Raw genomic sequence first — 16,264 nt, forward strand, 5'->3', positions numbered from 1 at the left:
AGGGCCCCTGCTAACCAATTACATCAGCTTGGTTAATAAGGGCTTTGCAGTCCTTATCAATTACTCAGCTTCAACGAAGCCATCTTGTTCAGCTTGAACAACGATGTCCTGAGCGCGAGCTTCCAGTACGGTGTCAGCAGCAGCATTCAGGTACAGCTGAACAGCACGGATAGCGTCGTCGTTACCCGGGATAACGTAATCAACGCCGTCCGGGTTGGAGTTGGTATCAACGATGGAAACTACCGGGATACCCAGGTTGTTGGCTTCTTTGATAGCGATGTGCTCGTGGTCGGCATCGACAACGAACAGAACGTCAGGCAGGCCGCCCATGTTCTTGATACCACCCAGGCTCTTCTCCAGCTTTTCCATTTCGCGAGTACGCATCAGCGCCTCTTTCTTGGTCAGCTTGTCGAAGGTACCGTCCTGGCTCTGGGTTTCCAGATCTTTCAGGCGCTTGATGGACTGACGAACGGTTTTCCAGTTGGTCAGCATGCCGCCCAGCCAGCGGTGGTTAACATAGAACTGGTCGCAACGCTCAGCGGCTTCTTTTACGGCTTCAGACGCGGCACGCTTGGTACCTACGAACAGTACCTTGCCTTTCTTGGCAGCTACGGAGCTGATGAAGTTCATGGCATCGTCAAACATCGGAACGGTTTTTTCCAGGTTGATGATGTGAACTTTGCTGCGAGCACCGAAGATGTAGGATTTCATTTTCGGGTTCCAGTAACGAGTCTGGTGACCGAAGTGAACGCCGGCTTGCAGCATGTCGCGCATAGAAACTTTAGCCATTTTATACCTCTGTATTGGGGTTAGGCCTCCACACATCCCATATAACCGACCCGTTAAGGCACCCCGGCATATGTGTCGATGTGTGTGTGTTGTTTAAGTAAGGGTGATGAAATCGGGACGCAAGTTCCCCATTCCGGCGCGCTTTATATCATAACTTTGGCCACGACACCACCGGAGCGAGGCTAAACGACTGCTAAATATGGATCCCGTCAACGGAGGTTGCGACTGCCATTTGACGTTGTGATGACAATCACACTGGAAGTACGCGGGGGTTGCGGATAAAATTTTGGCCTGATTGCAAACGCATCTATTTTTCATTACCTGTCCAGCCTGCCCTCGCAGGCCCGGTGGCAGGCCGCAAGAGAGATCCCATGTCCATTAAAATCAAGACACCGGAAGAGATTGAAAAGATGCGCGTTGCCGGCCAATTGGCCGCCGATGTGCTGGTCATGATTGCGCCCCATGTCAAAGCAGGCGTCACCACTGACGAACTGAACACCCTTTGCCACAACTACATCGTTGACGTGCAGCAGGCTATCCCGGCTCCGCTCAACTACCACGGCTTCCCCAAATCCATCTGCACCTCGGTGAACGATGTGATCTGCCACGGCATCCCGAACCACAAGAAGTTGCGTGATGGCGACATCATCAACCTCGACATCACCGTCATCAAGGATGGCTACCACGGCGACACCTCCGCCATGTTCATCGTGGGCGAGACCACTCCGCTGCGTCGTCAGCTCTGCAAGGTTGCGCAAGAGAGCCTCTACGCCGCCATCAAGAAGGTGCGCCCGGGCGCCTGCATCACCGAGATCGGCGCCGTGATCCAGCCCATCGTCGAGAAGGCAGGGTTCTCCGTGGTGCGTGACTACTGTGGCCACGGCATCGGTGCCGAGTTCCATGAAGAGCCGCAGATCCTCCACTACCGCAACGGCGGCAAGCTGGAGCTGAAGGCGGGCATGTGCTTCACCATCGAGCCGATGGTCAACAGCAAGAAGTACCACAGCAAGGTCAATCCGAAGGATGGCTGGACCGTCACCACCAAGGATGGCGGCGACTCCGCCCAGTGGGAACACACCCTGCTGGTGACCGAGGATGGCTGCGAAGTGCTGACCCTGCGCCCCGACGACACTATCGACCGCTTCATCAAACACAGCTAACATCGAACCCCGGCCCTTTAGCGAAAAGCGCCGGGGTTTTTACTGCCCGTTTCAGCCATATGCCTGCCACTTGTGTGTGAGATGCCATGGACGCCAGCCTGCTTTCCCCCCACCTGTTACCCGACGACCAGCTCACCCGCGACAACTGCAAAGAGTACCTGAGCCGCTTTCTCGGCTGGCTGCACGCCCGCTTCGATGCCGGTGACAACATCATCGAGCTGGTTGCCACCCGCTCCGAATATATGGATCAACTGCTCTGCCGCCTCTGGCAGAAGTTTGGCTTCGACAAGAGCGACCTCACCCTCATCGCGGTGGGGGGTTATGGCCGAGGCGAGCTGCACCCCCACTCCGACATCGACCTGCTGATCCTCTATGACGGCGACGAGCTGGACGAAGTGCTGGGGCTGCGCATCGGCGAGTTCATCACCCTGTTGTGGGATCTCAAGCTGGAGGTGGGTCAGGCGGTACGCAACGTGGCGGAGTGCATCGAGCAGGGCAAGGCCGACATCACGGTCGCCACCAACCTCATCGAGGCGCGCTACATAACCGGTCGCAAGGAGGGTTTCCGGCAACTCAAGGAGGCGACCGGCCCCCAGCACTTCTGGCCGAGCGAAGCCTTCTTTCGCGCCAAGCGCCAGGAGCAGGCGGAGCGGCACCAGCAGTTTCTCGGTACCGCCTACAAGCTGGAACCGGATCTCAAGTGCAATCCGGGCGGCCTGCGCGACATCCAGACCCTCGCCTGGGTCGCCCGTCGTCACTTCGGCGCCACTACCCTGTTCGAGATGACCAGCCATGGCTTCCTCAACCGGGCCGAGTACCGCGAGCTGCTCGACTGCCAGAATTTCCTCTGGAAGGTACGCTTTGCCTTGCACATGGCCATCAACAAAGGCGACAACCGCCTGCTGTTCGACCGCCAACGCACCGTGGCCCAGATGCTGGGCTTCGAGGGGGAAGGCAACGCGCCGATCGAGCAGATGATGAAGCGCTTCTACCAGACGGTGCGGCGGGTCGCCGAGCTCAACGAGATGCTGCTGCAGCTATTTGACGAGGCAATCCTTGGCAACAGCGCCATGGATGTACGCCGCCTCTCCGACGAGTTCCAGCTCCGTGGCCGCCTCATCGATGCAGTAGATGCCGAGCTGTTCGCCCGCGAGCCCGCCGCCATCCTGCGCCTCTTCTACCAGATGGCCCAGCATCCCGAGATTGCCGGTATCCACTCCGCCACCCTGCGTCAGCTGCGCGAAGCGCGGCGCAAGCTCAACTGCTGGCTGCAGGATCTGCCGGAATGCCGCCGCCTGTTCATGGCGCTGCTGCGCCACCCCAACGGTATCGGCCTGCCGATGAGCCTGATGCACAAGTACGGCATTCTGGCGGCCTACCTGCCGCAGTGGAACCTCATCGTCGGCCAGATGCAGTTCGACATGTTCCACGCCTACACGGTAGATGAGCATACCCATCGGCTGCTCAAGAACATTCACGGCTTTCCCAATCCGGCCAACCGCCAGAGTCACCCGCTCTGCCACGAGGTGTTCACCCGATTGCGCAAACCGGAGCTGCTCAGCATCGCCGCCCTGTTCCACGATATCGCCAAGGGGCGGCGCGGCGATCACTCGGAACTTGGCGCCGTCGATGCACTGGAGTTCTGCCAGCTGCACGGCCTCGATCGCTACGAGAGCCGGCTGGTCGCCTGGCTGGTGCGCCATCATCTGCTGATGTCGGTTACCGCCCAGCGCCGCGATATCTATGACCCCGACGTGGTCACCGACTTTGCCCAGAAGGTGCGCGACGAGCAGCATCTCGACCTGCTCTACTGCCTCACCGTGGCCGATATCTGCGCCACCAACGACACCCTGTGGAACGACTGGAAGGGCACCCTGCTGCGCGAGCTCTACTTCGCTACCCAGAAGGCGCTGCGCCAGGGGCTGGAGAATCCGCCCGACATGCGGCTGCGCATTCGCGAGAACCAGCGCCAAGCCAAGCAGCTGCTGGCACAGCGTGACGTGCAGGAAGAGGCGATCAACCAGCTCTGGAGCGACTTCAAGGCCGATTACTTCCTGCGTCACAGCCCGGAACAGATCGCCTGGCACTGCCGCCACATCATCGAGCATGGCGACAACCCGGCACCGCTGGTGCTGATCGGCAAACACCCGACCCGCGGTGGCAGCGAGGTGTTCATCTACTGCCGCGACACGCCGAACCTGTTTGCCACCGTCGCCTCGGCGCTGGATCAGAAGAACCTCAACATTCACGACGCCCAGATCATGAACTCGCGCAGCAACTTCGTGCTCGATACCTTTGTGGTGCTGGAGCCCAATGGCGAACCCATCAGTCCCAACCGCACCGCCACCATCAAGAAGGCGCTGGAGAAGGCGCTGCAGGAGCCGGGCAAGCTGGTGCTGCGCAACAAGCCACTGTCACGGCGCCACCGCCAGTTCAGCGTACCGACCCGGGTCGTTTTTCTGCCGCACAAGGGGGAGAGCCGCCACACCCTGATGGAGCTGACCGCCCTCGATACTCCCGGCCTGCTGGCGCGGATCGGTGCGGTATTCCAGCAGTGCGGCCTGTCGCTGCACGCCGCCAAGATCGCCACCTTTGGCGAACGGGTCGAGGACTTTTTCAGTCTGACCAGCCTTGATGGCGAGCCATTGACACCGGAGCAACAACTGCAGCTGGAAGAGCGGCTGGTGCATCAGCTCAATCCGCAGCAATTTGCTATGGAGTGAGTGCGATCTGATTCGAAAGAGGCTGTTTTCACCTCCATTTTCCTATACCAAACAAATGGTTGGCTGGGAAATATGAAAGAAATGGTCGCTGGCCGGAAGAATTCCGGTCAGCCACTTAAAAACAGTCGGAAAAGTGTGATACAACAAACAGAATTTTTTAAAGGAAACCTGTCATGACCGAGTTGCAACAGATCATTGAAGCGGCCTTCGAGCGCCGCGACACCATTACCCCGAGCACTGTGGACAGCGCTACCAAATCCGCCATCCTGCAAGTCATCGAGCTGCTGGACTCCGGCAAGGCCCGGGTTGCCGAGAAGATCGCCGGTGAGTGGGTTGTTCATCAGTGGCTGAAGAAGGCGGTACTGCTCTCGTTCCGTATCAACGACAACGGCATCATCAAGGGCGACGACGCCCAGTACTACGACAAGGTTCCCCTCAAGTTCTCCAACTACACCGAAGAGCAGTTCAAGGCTGCCGGTGTACGTGTGGTGCCGCCGGCAACCGCCCGCAAAGGCTCCTTTATCGCACCAAACACAGTACTGATGCCCTCCTATGTCAACATCGGTGCCTACGTTGACGAAGGCACCATGGTCGACACCTGGGCCACCGTAGGTTCCTGCGCCCAGATCGGCAAAAACGTGCACCTCTCCGGCGGTGTCGGCATCGGTGGCGTACTGGAGCCGCTGCAGGCCAACCCGACCATCATCGAAGACAACTGCTTTATCGGTGCCCGCTCCGAAGTGGTTGAAGGGGTGATCGTCGAGGAAGGTTCCGTTATCTCCATGGGCGTCTTCATCGGCCAATCCACCCGCATCTATGACCGCGAAACCGGCGAAATCCACTACGGCCGCGTACCGGCTGGCTCCGTAGTCGTCTCCGGCTCCCTGCCCTCCAAGTGCGGCAAGTACAGCCTCTACGCTGCCGTGATCGTCAAGAAGGTGGATGCCAAGACCCGTGCCAAGGTCGGCATCAACGCCCTGCTGCGCTCCATCGACGAGTAAGCCGTTTTACCGTGATTTAAAGGGCGCCTGATGGCGCCCTTTTGATTTTGGCGCCGCTGTCACAGGCAAGCAGCACAAGCTCGGTTAAGATAGATGGGACAGGATCGTTTCAAACCGAGGAAGCCTGATGTACGAGAATCTCAAGAGCCTGGGGATCCAGGATCCCGCCTCCGTCGACAGCTACACCCTGCGCCAGGAGGCCAACCACGACATCCTCAAGATCTACTTCAAGAAGCAAAAGGGCGAGTTCTTCGCCAAGAGTGTCAAATTCAAATACCCGCGCCAGCGCAAGACCATGCTGGTCGACTCGGGCACCCATGAGTACAAGGATGTCACCGAGATCAACGCCAACCTCAAATACGTGGTGGACGAGCTCGACAGCCTGACCCAGGGTGTGCATGTTCATGCCGACCCCGATATCAAGCAGAAGATCCTGCGCGACCTGCGTCATCTGGAGAAGGTGGTGCAGAACAAGATCAGCGAGATTGAGCGGGATCTGGAGAAACTCTAACCCTCCCCCTCTTGCTTAAAGAGCGCCCGCTGTGGCGCTCTTTTTATTGCCGCGTACCAGCAATACCGGTCAAGCGCTTCATGGCAGACTCCGTTCCCAGTCACCAAACGGCACAAAAAGAAGAGGGAGGCTTGCGCCTCCCTCTTCCGGAACCTGATGTCAGGCAACTGAATTAGTTGCTCTTCATCCAAATATCCATGTCGGTTTTCAGGTTGTCGGACTTGGTACCGAAGATGGCTTGTACGCCGGAACCAGCCACTACCACACCGGCAGCCCCCAGTTTCTTCAGACCAGCCTGGTCAACCTTGGCTACATCTTTCACGCCAACACGCAGACGGGTGATGCAGGCATCCAGAGAAGCGATGTTCTCTTTACCACCGAAGGCAGCAACCAGAGCGGCGGACATTTCGTCTTTACCTTGGCCAACAGTGGACTCGGTGCTCTCGTCTTCACGACCCGGAGTTTTCAGGTTCATGGCACGGATAACGAAGCTGAATACCACGTAGTAGATGGCAGCGTATACCAGACCCAGACCAACCAGCAGCATCATGTGGCTGGCACGCGGGGACTGAACAACGAAGTCGATGAAACCGTTGGAGAAGGTGTGACCGTGTACGATACCCAGGGTGTTGGTCAGTACGTAAGCCAGACCAGCCAGTACAGCGTGGATGGCGTACAGTACCGGAGCAACGAACAGGAAGGAGAACTCGATCGGCTCGGTAATACCGGTCAGGAAAGAGGTCAGGGCTGCAGAGGCCATGATACCTACTACCTTGGCACGGTTTTCCGGCTTGGCGGCGTGAGCGATGGCAAACGCAGCAGCAGGCAGACCGAACATTTTGAACAGGTAGCCACCAGCCAGCTGACCGAAGCCGTTACCGGCAGCGCGGGACGCGTCATCAGCGGTCAGGAAGCAGGTCATGATGCCGTGAACAGTTTCACCGGCACCGTTGACGCAGGTACCAGCCTGATAGAAGAACGGTACGTTCCAGATGTGGTGCAGACCGAACGGGATCAGAGAACGCTCAACCACACCGTAGATACCGAAGGCCAGTACCGGGTTCTGGTTGGCAGCCCAGTCAGAGAAGGCACCGATAGCGCCACCAACTGGCGGCCAAATGACGGAGAGGATGACACCCAGACCGATGGAGAGGAAACCGGTGATGATGGGTACGGCACGTTTGCCGGCGAAGAAACCCAGATACTCGGGCAGCTGGATTTTGTAGAAGCGGTTGAAGGCCCAGGCAGCGATACCACCGGCCAGGATACCACCCAGCACACCGGTCTCGATGCTTTCAACACCCATCACAGGTGCCATGACCTTCAGAGTGGCGACCATGATGCCGTAGCCAACGATGGCAGACAGACCGGATACACCGTCGTTATTGGTAAAGCCAAGAGCGACACCCACTGCGAACAGCAGGGCCATCTGGCCAAATACGGAACCACCGGCCTGTTCCATCAACTGAGAAACAATTTCCGGCAGCCAGCTGAAGTGGGCAGCACCCACCCCCAACAGAATACCTGCGACTGGCAGGACTGATACTGGCAGCATCAGCGCCTTACCAACCTTTTGCAGATTAGCGAAAGCATTTTTCAACATTGTGTGCGCTCCTGAATGGATTGTCGTCCCTGAACGATTTATTAGGATGAACTAACGACTCTTCATCGAAATATTATCGAATGGGGTTTGCTTATTTTGACCATCAGAATATAACCCAGCAGGTCGTAAATTTCTGCTTTCGATGGGTGTGGAATATTGATTTTGGAGGGAAGATCACAACTTGTTCTGGAGGGAGAATTACACATATTTTTAGAATGAAATTCTGCACACTCACTCTATTACACTTAAATATAAACTACAGTTTCATTTTGTATTTTTATCATTCCAAACAATACACGCGGAAACGACGTGTAACACAGCGTAACACGCTTATTCTGTATTATTACAGTCTACCGATTAAAAAGGCCTCCAACAAGGGAGGCCTTAATAAATATAGTGATCACTCAAATTTGCTTGAGCTTATTTTTGTGAGCGCTTCACCGCATCGACAAATACCTGTTTCGCTTTGGCCGAACCGGCACGCTCAGCTTCATTGACCAGCTGCATCGCCTTGTCGATATCGCCCGCTTTCACCGCCTTCTCGATCTGTGATTGATAGAAGGCTTCGGTTTCACTCAACATGGCCGGAGCCGGTTTGGCAGGGGCAGCTGCACTCGTTGCAACAGCAGCTGCTGTTGCTGCAGGAACAACAAGCTTGTTTGGGGCTGGATCGACGATCGATGTGTTGGCATCGATCGCTTCCTGGTAAACCGGTTTGTAGAAGTTATCGCCGAGCTTGGTGGAGCTCATGTCTTCCACATCAATGCTAACCACACCCCAGGCAGAGTGAGGGATCAGCGGATCCTTGGCGCCATAATCCTGAACACTCAATGACTTGGCCATCATCTTGGAGGGGCTCATCGCTTGGGTGGTTTGACTCAAAGTAGCCTGAGTGGTGTAAATCACCATGTAGGTTTCGTTGTTCGGGTTACCCACATAGGAGCGGTCAATGGTAAAGACCCCCTCAACCCGATCACCATCCAGCAGTCTGGCCGGCTTATAGGTAATGATGTCGGAACCGATAGTACGAGTCGGTTTGAACTGAGAGTCCAGCATCAATACAGTGGGGTTGAACAGGGTCTTGTCGATCAGACCAGCAACAGTAATTTTGAGATCGCCGGAATTGGTCGGCAACTTGAACGCTGCGTAATAGCTCTTGCCTTCCGGGAAGTTGAACGCCGGAGAGCTGCCATCAATGGCAATCAATTTTTTCTGCTCAGCGGCCAACGGCTGATACCGTAACTCACTGATACCAGAGCAACATACTGTGGCAGTGCCGAGTTGCTGCAGTGCGCTGGCACGGCTATCGAGGATACTCTTGTACTCCTGGGTGGGAGCCACAGTAGCCTCAAGAGACGCACACGCCGTCATCAGAGTGGAACACAAAATCGTCAACGCTACCTTGCTATATTTCATCTGCATACCCTACACGCCATCTTGAAAAAAAGAGCCCCCGACAAGCGGGGGCGACTTGATATCAGGTGATGGTGAGATTACCACCAAGCTTCAGCTTGTACACCGAAGTTCCAAGCATTGTCTTGTGCCTTGCCGTTGCTGTCAGCACGGAAAGCACCGTCCTGATCCACGTAAGAGGCGAATACACGGATTTCCGGACGAGCCCAGAAGCTGGAACCAGCAGACCAAGCCTGTGCGATGGTGTACTTGCTACCTTCCGTGGACTTGTCTGCAGTGTTTTTAGCCTTCTCGTTATCCTTGAAGTAACCCACTTCGACGATGGTCTTCATGACGTCGTTCCACTTGTACATCGGACGAGCGACGATGGAGAAGGTATCCAGATCTTTATCCTTGCTACCTTCCAGACCGTTGGCTTGTGCGTAGATGATCTGGTGGCCAAACTCGACCTTGTCACCTACCGGCAGTACACCCCAGTTGATCAGACGGAAACCATCGCCGCTTTCACCGTTGGCTTGCAGACCACTGCCTGAACCACCTTGGTAGTTAACACCTTGAGCAGCCAGACCATCCTTGAAGTACTGAGCAACAGTCTTGTTAAAACCGCCCAGCATGGATTGGGTCAGCTCAGCAGTCACCATGTGACCATCTTTCAGGTCCGGATACTTTTTCTTCTGCTGGTCGGTCGGGTTGCTCTTGGCAAAGTCATAACCCAGTTCCAGAGAGGCATCAGTCCAGAGCGGGATACCGGCATAACGGATATCAAAAGTATTGGTATCCAGAGTGTTAGTGTTGTCGCCCGCATCATACTTGTCCCACGGATCGTTACGAACAACAGCGACAGAGAGCTTGCCCGGACCAGCTTCGATATTTTCTACACCAGCACCAGCACCGGATACATCCCAGTAGTAGGTGTCGGAGATATGGATGTCATGACGCTGGTAGTAGCGCTTACCGGCCCACAGGGTTTCGTTGCCACCAAACAGGTTTTTGGCTTGCACGTTGAACTGACGCAGAGCGAAGGTAGCATCACCATCTTTGCCGTCACCTTCCCAGTCGCGCTTCTGACCAGAGGTCATGGCAAACATGGAGTCTACATAGAAGGTCTGGTTGTTCTTGTTGTAAACCTCTTGGCCCAACTGAACTTCACCATAAGTTTCGTTCTCGTTACCCAGACGACCCACTTTCTGCTTAGTGATGGTCTGCATGTCGCCGTTATCGGAAACACCAACACCGGAACGCATATAACCGTGGAAATCTACGGCAAAGGCGGCTTGGGAAGCCAGGGCGGCAGTAACAGCTGCAGCAATCGGGAGCCACTTCATTTTCATTGTCATATTCCTTATTTCCCGCTGTGAGGAGTGTGATCCTGAATATTTATCACCGGGCAATCCTGCTGGTGATAACCGAGGTCGATTATAGGGAGCACATATCACGACAAATATGAACCGACTCACAAAATGGCGACAAATCGCTCGGCAAACGATCGCCTCACACCAATGACGCAAAAAATCCAAAGACAAAGCAATAACTAGCTAATCACATCAAGAATAAAGCAATCAAGATCAACCTGAAACCGCTCTCATTGATTAATTCGCGACGAGATGAAAGTGAATATTTGAACACTCATTGGCAAAAACATGACTGAAATCGCTTTCATGATTGAACTTTTATTTGCCTGATATGTCTTGCTGCCTTTTGGAACAGCACAAACAAGAAAACGGTGTCAGTGAGAAATATGTCGTTATTGTCAGTGCGGATATTTGATGGGCATGGGGAGAATGGCGCACAAATAATAATCCCCTGCCGAACCGGACAGGGGACTTATATGAGGCAAATTACAGCGTAATTTTCCGGCTATATATGCCAGCTTTTTAGCCAGGCCAGAGCGACCCGTTCCGGCTCATCGTGCAGAGTCGCATCCAGCTCAAGGCGCGGGACAACCGCTGTCGCTCCCAGCTCCTGCAACTGGCTATCCAGCCGACGGCCGGCACCGCAAAAATGGTCGTAGCTGCTGTCCCCCATGGCAACCAGAGCGTACCGCAACCCCTTGAGCCAGGGGGCGCGCTCAGCCAGATCGGTAGCAAAGGGCTGCAGATTGGGGGGAATATCCCCCTGCCCCGTGGTGGCGCTGACCAGCAATAAAAAACGGCCGGGGTCGATATCCTCCAGCCGTGCCTCTTCATAAAGCGCGGTCTTGTGCCCTTGCCGTGTCAGCTCATCAGCCAGCGTCTCGGCCACCAGCATGGCCGCACCATAGACGCTCCCTACCACGATATCGATCTGTGCCATCACCTGCTCCCTGCCATTCCAATCGGATGATGAGTCACTTTATCGACAAGCTGGCGCCAGATGCAACCTGATGCGGATCAGTAGTCGCTCTCGCTGGCAGGCCAGCCCAGCTCGGCAAACAGGCTCAACACATCCTGACCAAGCGGCGCCTGGATCCGCATCGGCACCTTGAGGATCGGGTGGGTAAAGCTCAGGGTACGGGCCACCAGCAGCAGACGCTCGCAGCCATAGTGCTCGCGGAAGAAGCGGTTATGGCGGCCATCGCCGTGGGTGGTGTCGCCCACAATCGGGTGGAACAGATGATCCATATGGCGGCGCAGCTGATGCTTGCGGCCGGTTTTCGGGAACAATCTGACCAGACTGTAGCGACTGGTGGGGTGTTTCTTGGAGACCGCATGGGGCAGCTCGACCCGATGCAGCCGGCGGAAGGTGGTGACCGCCTCCTGCGCCGGACGATCCGGGTCGCTCATGGCGTCGGCAATCTTGTCCAGCTGCTCCTTGAGGGGGTAGTCGATCACCCCCTGCTCGGGCGCCCAGCCGCGCACCAGCGCCAGATACTCCTTGTGCACCTGACGGTTGGCAAACGCCTCGGTCAGGGTACGAGCCACCGCCGGATCGAGGGCGAACAGCAGCACCCCGGAGGTGGGCCGGTCGAGGCGATGAACCGGATAGACATGGCGACCGCCGATCAGATCCCGGGTCATCTGCATGGCAAAGCGGGTCTCGGCCTTGTCGAGCCAGCTGCGATGCACCAACAGGCCGGAGGGCTTGTTGACCGCCACCAACCACTCATCCTGATAGAGCAGGGTGAGCTGCAGCGCTTTCTCTTCTTTGCTCTGCTCGTCCATCATTGCTCGACCACTTTGCCGGAGAGCAGCAGGTCGAAGCGGGCGATCAGCCGCAGCAGGGCCTCCACCTCGGCCAGCTCCTCTTTATAGACTTCGCTGGCCATGGGGTAGAGGGAGACGCTGCTCGGCAACGGCGCCTGCATCACCACCAGCTGCTCCATGCGCGGGATCAGCACGAACTGCAACCACTGGTCAAAGCTCAGGGTATCGACACAAAAAGGCAGGGTACTGGCCAGTGCCTCCTCGCCCGGATGCTCCGCCTGCCAGCGCTCGAGGCGCTGCAGCTCGGCCGTGAGTTCCCCCAGCAAGCCGGCGACCAGCAAATATTGATTCATATCGTGCACTTCCTCATCACCACAGGTTGATCCGGGATGGCCGTGCGCTTGCCGAGCAAGGCAACAACAAGACACCAGCCAGAGCGGCAGCCTTCGCAGCCAACCGCCCGTAAAAAAGGGCGATACTATACACCTCCTCCCGAGCGGCTGCCATGCAGAGATCCCGCCGCAGACTCGCCATCAGGGCCGGAGCCAACGCTGGCTATCCGTGGCCATGGCCTTATAATCGGCCCGCATCATATTCAAGCCGGAGCTCTCCATGTCTGCGACGCCGACCGCCATCAATACTCTGACCGACTTTCTGACCCAGGCTGGCACCCAGTTCCAGCTGTTTGACATGGGCCGCCAGGTGCGGCCGCTGGCCAGCGACACCTTTGTGCGCATCGAACAGCAGCAGGAGCCCTACCCCTGGCCGCTGCAGCAGCACGCCTGGCTCGGCGTTCACTTTTTCCAACCGAGCGAGTCACGCCACTACCTCTGGTTCCTCAAGTTTGCCCTCGACGAGCGCGGCCTGCTCATCTCGAGCGGCCCCAAGCACTTCATGGATCAGGTGGTGGAGACGCTGGGCTACAAGCTGACCGGCGAGCTCGACGAGGAGAAAGCCAAGCGACTGGCTGACAACCCCTACACCTTCCGCCCGGCCGAGGCCAAGATGGCCAGCCTGCACGCCAAGCTGGCGCGCCAGCTGGAGCAGGCTCCGTCTGCCTATTACGAAGCGCTCTGCCACTATCTGGCTGCCCCCAACGACACCGGCTGGCAGACGCTGGGGTTGCAGGGTTTTGCCGATCTGGCGGAGCGGCTGCATGATGAGCGCAATCTGGCGCTGGTCTGCAAGGCGCTGCCCAAGCTGCCGCAAGAGCCACTCTACGCCCTCTGCCAGAGTCTGGAGAGCGCCCCCTTGCCACCGGCCGTGCAAGGCGCCCTGCTCGAGCGGATCGGCAAGGAGCAGGAGTGTGCCGCCCCCAACCCGGAGACCCTGGCCTACCTCTGCCGCGCCATGGCCTCCTGCCCCGGCAGCGCGCTGCGCACCAACAAGCTGCTGACCCTGCTGCAAACCCAGCCGAGCCCGGCGCTGCTGCTCGCTATCGCAGGCCGGCTCTGGCCCGATCTGCAGGATGCCAGACTGCTCGGCGACTATCTGGAACAGCTCGCCCTGCAACCGACCCAGTTCTTCAATCAGGTTTTTGCCGAGCTCGTCACTTTACCGACCCTGCGCAATGATATGCTGGCCAGACTGCGTGACCCGGAGCGCAGCGAGGAGCTGGGCAAGGCGATTGGCCGCCTGTTTGCCTCTGCCTGATCTGCAGGCCCATTGGCCACGGTTTGGGCAACAAGGGAGTCTGACCACAGGCTCCCGCTATCTGGCTGACAGCCGACTCTGACAATGATCCGACAACAAGGAAGCTGCCTATGGGAGAGATGCTCGGAATTCTGGCGCTGATGGCGATAGCCGGCGCGTTCTGGCTGCAACGCCGTCAGGCCGAACTGGCGTGGCAATATATGCGCCGCTACTGCCAGCACCACGACCTGCAACTGCTGTCGCTGGCCCGCAGCCGCCGTGAAGTGGCCGGCAAGCCGCTCAGGCTGCTCACCCACTACCAGTTCGAGTTCTCCAGCGATGGCGAGAGCCACTATCAGGGCACCCTCAAGATGCAGGGCCTGCACGTTATCGGCGTCGAGCTGCCGCCCCATCGCATTCCCACGGTTTGACATCCCCTTGCTTCATTACCCGGCCTGCTTATCCCCCTCCCAACCCGGGTCGGGGCCGGCCAGCCATATGGCACAGGTCGGGCGAACCCTTCTGGTGAGCACAAACGGTGTGCTGGATGCCGCCCGCGGTGCGCTCTCCTCGGTATAAGCTGAAGCTGGGTCATTTTCCTAAAACCCATAAATTTTGTTTATAGCGACCAAGCCGGGCCATCTCTCCTCTCTTCAGCCCTCGTCATAAGCGGCGCAATGCCCCCTCCGCCATCAGGATGAAACCCCAGCCCGCCGCGGGGGAAGAAATTCGCCTGTCTATAATCTCAGGGATTAGCCAAGGGAGAGACGAGATGGACCCCCTGCACCACGATTTGCCCGCCCTGTTCGCCCAGCTCGGCATGGCCAACGACGAGCTGAGCCTCTATCGCTTCGTCCACGAGCATCATCTCGACAACGAGACTCTGCTGCCGGAAGCGCAGTTCTGGAGCGCCGCTCAGGCCAGCTTTCTGCGCGATGCCCTCTGGCACGACTCCGACTGGTGCGAGGCGATCGACCAGCTCGATCTGATGCTGCGCCAGCCCCGCTGAGCCCTCCCCTTTTATCCCCTGCGGGCTTTGGTTAAGATCCTGCCCCGACCAGCCACTTCGGCCCCCCATCCATCCATTCAGCAGAGCACGCTTATGTCCGCCCACGAGATCATCCGTATCGCCAACGAACTGGCCGCCAAGGGGATCACCCCGACCACCGCCATGATCAAGGCTCGCCTGAGCCAGCCGGTTGCCATGGCCGAGCTGCTGAAGGTGCTGAGCCAGTGGAAACAGCAGCCCGCCGGCGCCCCGGAAGCGGCCAGCCAGGAGCAGGCAGCCCCCACCCCCGTTGCCGAGCCCACCCTGCTGCAGCTTGCCGAACAGCTCAATCGTCTCGAGCGCAAAGTGGATCGGCTCACCGACCTGCTCATCCAGCAGGGGAAAAACTGAGCCATGTATATCGTCGAACTCTGCTTTGAGTGCTATCGCGACACCTCCCTCGGTGAAGCCGAGCGGGCCATCGTCAACTATCTGGACATGCTGCGCTATCAGGGCCAGATCCTTGGCCGCGAGTTTCCCACCAGCATGCACGAGGGCTATTTCGTCAGCCGGGTGGTATGCCCGGAGCAGGACAGCCTGCACCCGGACAACCAGAGCGAGCAGGTCAAGCTGGCCGAGCAGCAGCTCAATCAGGCGGGGTTGCTGGCACCGAAACTCCATCTGCAAGGGGCGGATCTGCTCTCCGACAGCACAGATCCTTGCGGCCAGCAGGGCGAGCGCCCAAGCTGGATGATGCTCTACACCAGCTTCCTGCACACCTGCTCGCCACTGCGCTGCGGCGACCACTTTGCCCCCATCCCGCTCTATCAGGTGCCGGCCATCGCCAACGGCGATCACAAGCAGATCATCAAGTGGCAGGAGGATTGGGAGGCGTGCGACCAGCTACAGATGAACGGCTCTATCGCCGAACATGCGGCGCTGCACGAGATTGGCGAAGTGGGCAGTCGTCTCTACCGGCGCGGCAGCGATCTCGCCAAACGGCTGGAGGTGCTGACGGGCATCCCCACCTACTACTACCTCTACCGGGTGGGCGGCGTGAGCGCGGCCGAGGAGAAGGCGCGCCCCTGCCCGAGCTGTGGCGGCGAGTGGGCGCTGGCAGCGCCACTGCACGAGATCTTCGACTTCAAATGCGACTGCTGCCGGCTGGTCTCCAACCTCTCCTGGGATTTCAAGGATTAAGCGTGACCTGCCCGTGACCCCATAAAAAAGAGCCTTGCCGCGTGGCAAGGCTCTTTTTGTTGCGATATTCGTTTCGGCATTTCGTTTCGAGATCTGTTCCGCCAAGCGGTGGTGGCTCGAAC

At 57.8% G+C, this 16,264-nt stretch carries 16 protein-coding genes; 9 read left to right on the forward strand and 7 right to left on the reverse strand.

Features of this window, described 5'->3' with window-relative positions:
• Window positions 1-60: 60 nt before the first annotated feature.
• Window positions 61-789, reverse strand: coding sequence for a 30S ribosomal protein S2 (gene rpsB / locus AAHA39_RS05945; RefSeq protein WP_005303470.1), 729 nt, complete (start codon window positions 787-789; stop codon window positions 61-63).
• Between the two features lie 371 nt (window positions 790-1,160).
• Here rpsB and map point away from each other — a divergent pair, with 371 nt between their 5' ends.
• From map to AAHA39_RS05965, 4 genes are all read left to right on the forward strand, one after another.
• Window positions 1,161-1,949: a type I methionyl aminopeptidase gene (gene map, locus AAHA39_RS05950; RefSeq protein ID WP_320656709.1), complete on the forward strand. Its 789-nt coding sequence runs from the start codon at window positions 1,161-1,163 to the stop codon at window positions 1,947-1,949.
• Window positions 1,950-2,035: 86 nt separating this feature from the next.
• Window positions 2,036-4,672, forward strand: a complete 2,637-nt coding sequence (glnD, locus tag AAHA39_RS05955) for a bifunctional uridylyltransferase/uridylyl-removing protein GlnD (RefSeq protein WP_320656708.1) — start codon at window positions 2,036-2,038, stop codon at window positions 4,670-4,672.
• A 173-nt stretch (window positions 4,673-4,845) separates the two neighbouring features.
• Window positions 4,846-5,673: a 2,3,4,5-tetrahydropyridine-2,6-dicarboxylate N-succinyltransferase gene (gene dapD / locus AAHA39_RS05960; protein WP_033116099.1), complete on the forward strand. Its 828-nt coding sequence runs from the start codon at window positions 4,846-4,848 to the stop codon at window positions 5,671-5,673.
• Between the two features lie 127 nt (window positions 5,674-5,800).
• Entirely contained in the window at window positions 5,801-6,184 is a 384-nt protein-coding gene (locus AAHA39_RS05965) for a DUF3461 family protein (RefSeq protein WP_033116100.1), read from the forward strand.
• A 172-nt stretch (window positions 6,185-6,356) separates the two neighbouring features.
• Here the strand turns inward: AAHA39_RS05965 and ptsG are convergent, their stop codons facing one another.
• The 6 genes from ptsG to AAHA39_RS05995 form a co-directional block, all read right to left on the reverse strand.
• Complete coding sequence (gene ptsG / locus AAHA39_RS05970; protein WP_041208073.1) at window positions 6,357-7,787, reverse strand: PTS glucose transporter subunit IIBC; 1,431 nt, start codon at window positions 7,785-7,787, stop codon at window positions 6,357-6,359.
• 420 nt (window positions 7,788-8,207) lie between these two features.
• Complete coding sequence (locus tag AAHA39_RS05975; protein WP_320656707.1) at window positions 8,208-9,203, reverse strand: MalM family protein; 996 nt, start codon at window positions 9,201-9,203, stop codon at window positions 8,208-8,210.
• Between the two features lie 77 nt (window positions 9,204-9,280).
• A complete protein-coding gene (locus AAHA39_RS05980; protein ID WP_041208072.1) occupies window positions 9,281-10,531 on the reverse strand; it encodes a maltoporin in 1,251 nt (416 codons plus the stop codon).
• Window positions 10,532-11,057: 526 nt separating this feature from the next.
• On the reverse strand, window positions 11,058-11,492 hold the full coding sequence (locus AAHA39_RS05985; protein ID WP_198506482.1) for a flavodoxin: 435 nt from the start codon (window positions 11,490-11,492) through the stop codon (window positions 11,058-11,060).
• A gap of 77 nt (window positions 11,493-11,569) precedes the next feature.
• A complete protein-coding gene (truC, locus tag AAHA39_RS05990; protein WP_320656706.1) occupies window positions 11,570-12,343 on the reverse strand; it encodes a tRNA pseudouridine(65) synthase TruC in 774 nt (257 codons plus the stop codon).
• A complete protein-coding gene (locus AAHA39_RS05995; RefSeq protein ID WP_033113715.1) occupies window positions 12,340-12,675 on the reverse strand; it encodes a YqcC family protein in 336 nt (111 codons plus the stop codon). Before AAHA39_RS05995 ends, truC begins: the two co-directional genes overlap by 4 nt.
• A gap of 259 nt (window positions 12,676-12,934) precedes the next feature.
• Here AAHA39_RS05995 and AAHA39_RS06000 point away from each other — a divergent pair, with 259 nt between their 5' ends.
• The 5 genes from AAHA39_RS06000 (at window position 12,935) to AAHA39_RS06020 (ending at window position 16,142) form a co-directional block, all read left to right on the forward strand.
• Window positions 12,935-13,975, forward strand: a complete 1,041-nt coding sequence (locus AAHA39_RS06000; protein ID WP_320656705.1) for a DUF3549 family protein — start codon at window positions 12,935-12,937, stop codon at window positions 13,973-13,975.
• A gap of 110 nt (window positions 13,976-14,085) precedes the next feature.
• Entirely contained in the window at window positions 14,086-14,385 is a 300-nt protein-coding gene (locus AAHA39_RS06005; RefSeq protein ID WP_041208068.1) for a DUF3301 domain-containing protein, read from the forward strand.
• A gap of 341 nt (window positions 14,386-14,726) precedes the next feature.
• On the forward strand, window positions 14,727-14,963 hold the full coding sequence (locus AAHA39_RS06010) for a DUF2789 family protein (RefSeq protein ID WP_043849317.1): 237 nt from the start codon (window positions 14,727-14,729) through the stop codon (window positions 14,961-14,963).
• A 93-nt stretch (window positions 14,964-15,056) separates the two neighbouring features.
• Entirely contained in the window at window positions 15,057-15,353 is a 297-nt protein-coding gene (locus AAHA39_RS06015) for a DNA-binding protein (RefSeq protein WP_320656704.1), read from the forward strand.
• A 3-nt stretch (window positions 15,354-15,356) separates the two neighbouring features.
• Window positions 15,357-16,142 (forward strand): Zn-ribbon-containing protein, encoded by a 786-nt coding sequence (locus AAHA39_RS06020; RefSeq protein WP_320656703.1) that lies wholly within the window; start codon window positions 15,357-15,359, stop codon window positions 16,140-16,142.
• Window positions 16,143-16,264 lie beyond the last annotated feature (122 nt).

This window comes from Aeromonas sp. SE22, assembly GCF_038739755.1.
Classification (GTDB): Bacteria; Pseudomonadota; Gammaproteobacteria; order Enterobacterales; family Aeromonadaceae; genus Aeromonas; species Aeromonas jandaei.

Excerpts from the sequence above, each read along its gene's own strand:
- rpsB (WP_005303470.1), bottom strand. The coding sequence starts at position 789 with ATGGCTAAAGTTTCTATGCGCGACATGCTGCAAGCCGGCGTTCACTTC.
- map (WP_320656709.1), top strand. The coding sequence starts at position 1,161 with ATGTCCATTAAAATCAAGACACCGGAAGAGATTGAAAAGATGCGCGTT.
- glnD (WP_320656708.1), top strand. The coding sequence starts at position 2,036 with ATGGACGCCAGCCTGCTTTCCCCCCACCTGTTACCCGACGACCAGCTC.
- dapD (WP_033116099.1), top strand. The coding sequence starts at position 4,846 with ATGACCGAGTTGCAACAGATCATTGAAGCGGCCTTCGAGCGCCGCGAC.
- AAHA39_RS05965 (WP_033116100.1), top strand. The coding sequence starts at position 5,801 with ATGTACGAGAATCTCAAGAGCCTGGGGATCCAGGATCCCGCCTCCGTC.
- ptsG (WP_041208073.1), bottom strand. The coding sequence starts at position 7,787 with ATGTTGAAAAATGCTTTCGCTAATCTGCAAAAGGTTGGTAAGGCGCTG.
- AAHA39_RS05975 (WP_320656707.1), bottom strand. The coding sequence starts at position 9,203 with ATGAAATATAGCAAGGTAGCGTTGACGATTTTGTGTTCCACTCTGATG.
- AAHA39_RS05980 (WP_041208072.1), bottom strand. The coding sequence starts at position 10,531 with ATGAAAATGAAGTGGCTCCCGATTGCTGCAGCTGTTACTGCCGCCCTG.
- AAHA39_RS05985 (WP_198506482.1), bottom strand. The coding sequence starts at position 11,492 with ATGGCACAGATCGATATCGTGGTAGGGAGCGTCTATGGTGCGGCCATG.
- truC (WP_320656706.1), bottom strand. The coding sequence starts at position 12,343 with ATGATGGACGAGCAGAGCAAAGAAGAGAAAGCGCTGCAGCTCACCCTG.
- AAHA39_RS05995 (WP_033113715.1), bottom strand. The coding sequence starts at position 12,675 with ATGAATCAATATTTGCTGGTCGCCGGCTTGCTGGGGGAACTCACGGCC.
- AAHA39_RS06000 (WP_320656705.1), top strand. The coding sequence starts at position 12,935 with ATGTCTGCGACGCCGACCGCCATCAATACTCTGACCGACTTTCTGACC.
- AAHA39_RS06005 (WP_041208068.1), top strand. The coding sequence starts at position 14,086 with ATGGGAGAGATGCTCGGAATTCTGGCGCTGATGGCGATAGCCGGCGCG.
- AAHA39_RS06010 (WP_043849317.1), top strand. The coding sequence starts at position 14,727 with ATGGACCCCCTGCACCACGATTTGCCCGCCCTGTTCGCCCAGCTCGGC.
- AAHA39_RS06015 (WP_320656704.1), top strand. The coding sequence starts at position 15,057 with ATGTCCGCCCACGAGATCATCCGTATCGCCAACGAACTGGCCGCCAAG.
- AAHA39_RS06020 (WP_320656703.1), top strand. The coding sequence starts at position 15,357 with ATGTATATCGTCGAACTCTGCTTTGAGTGCTATCGCGACACCTCCCTC.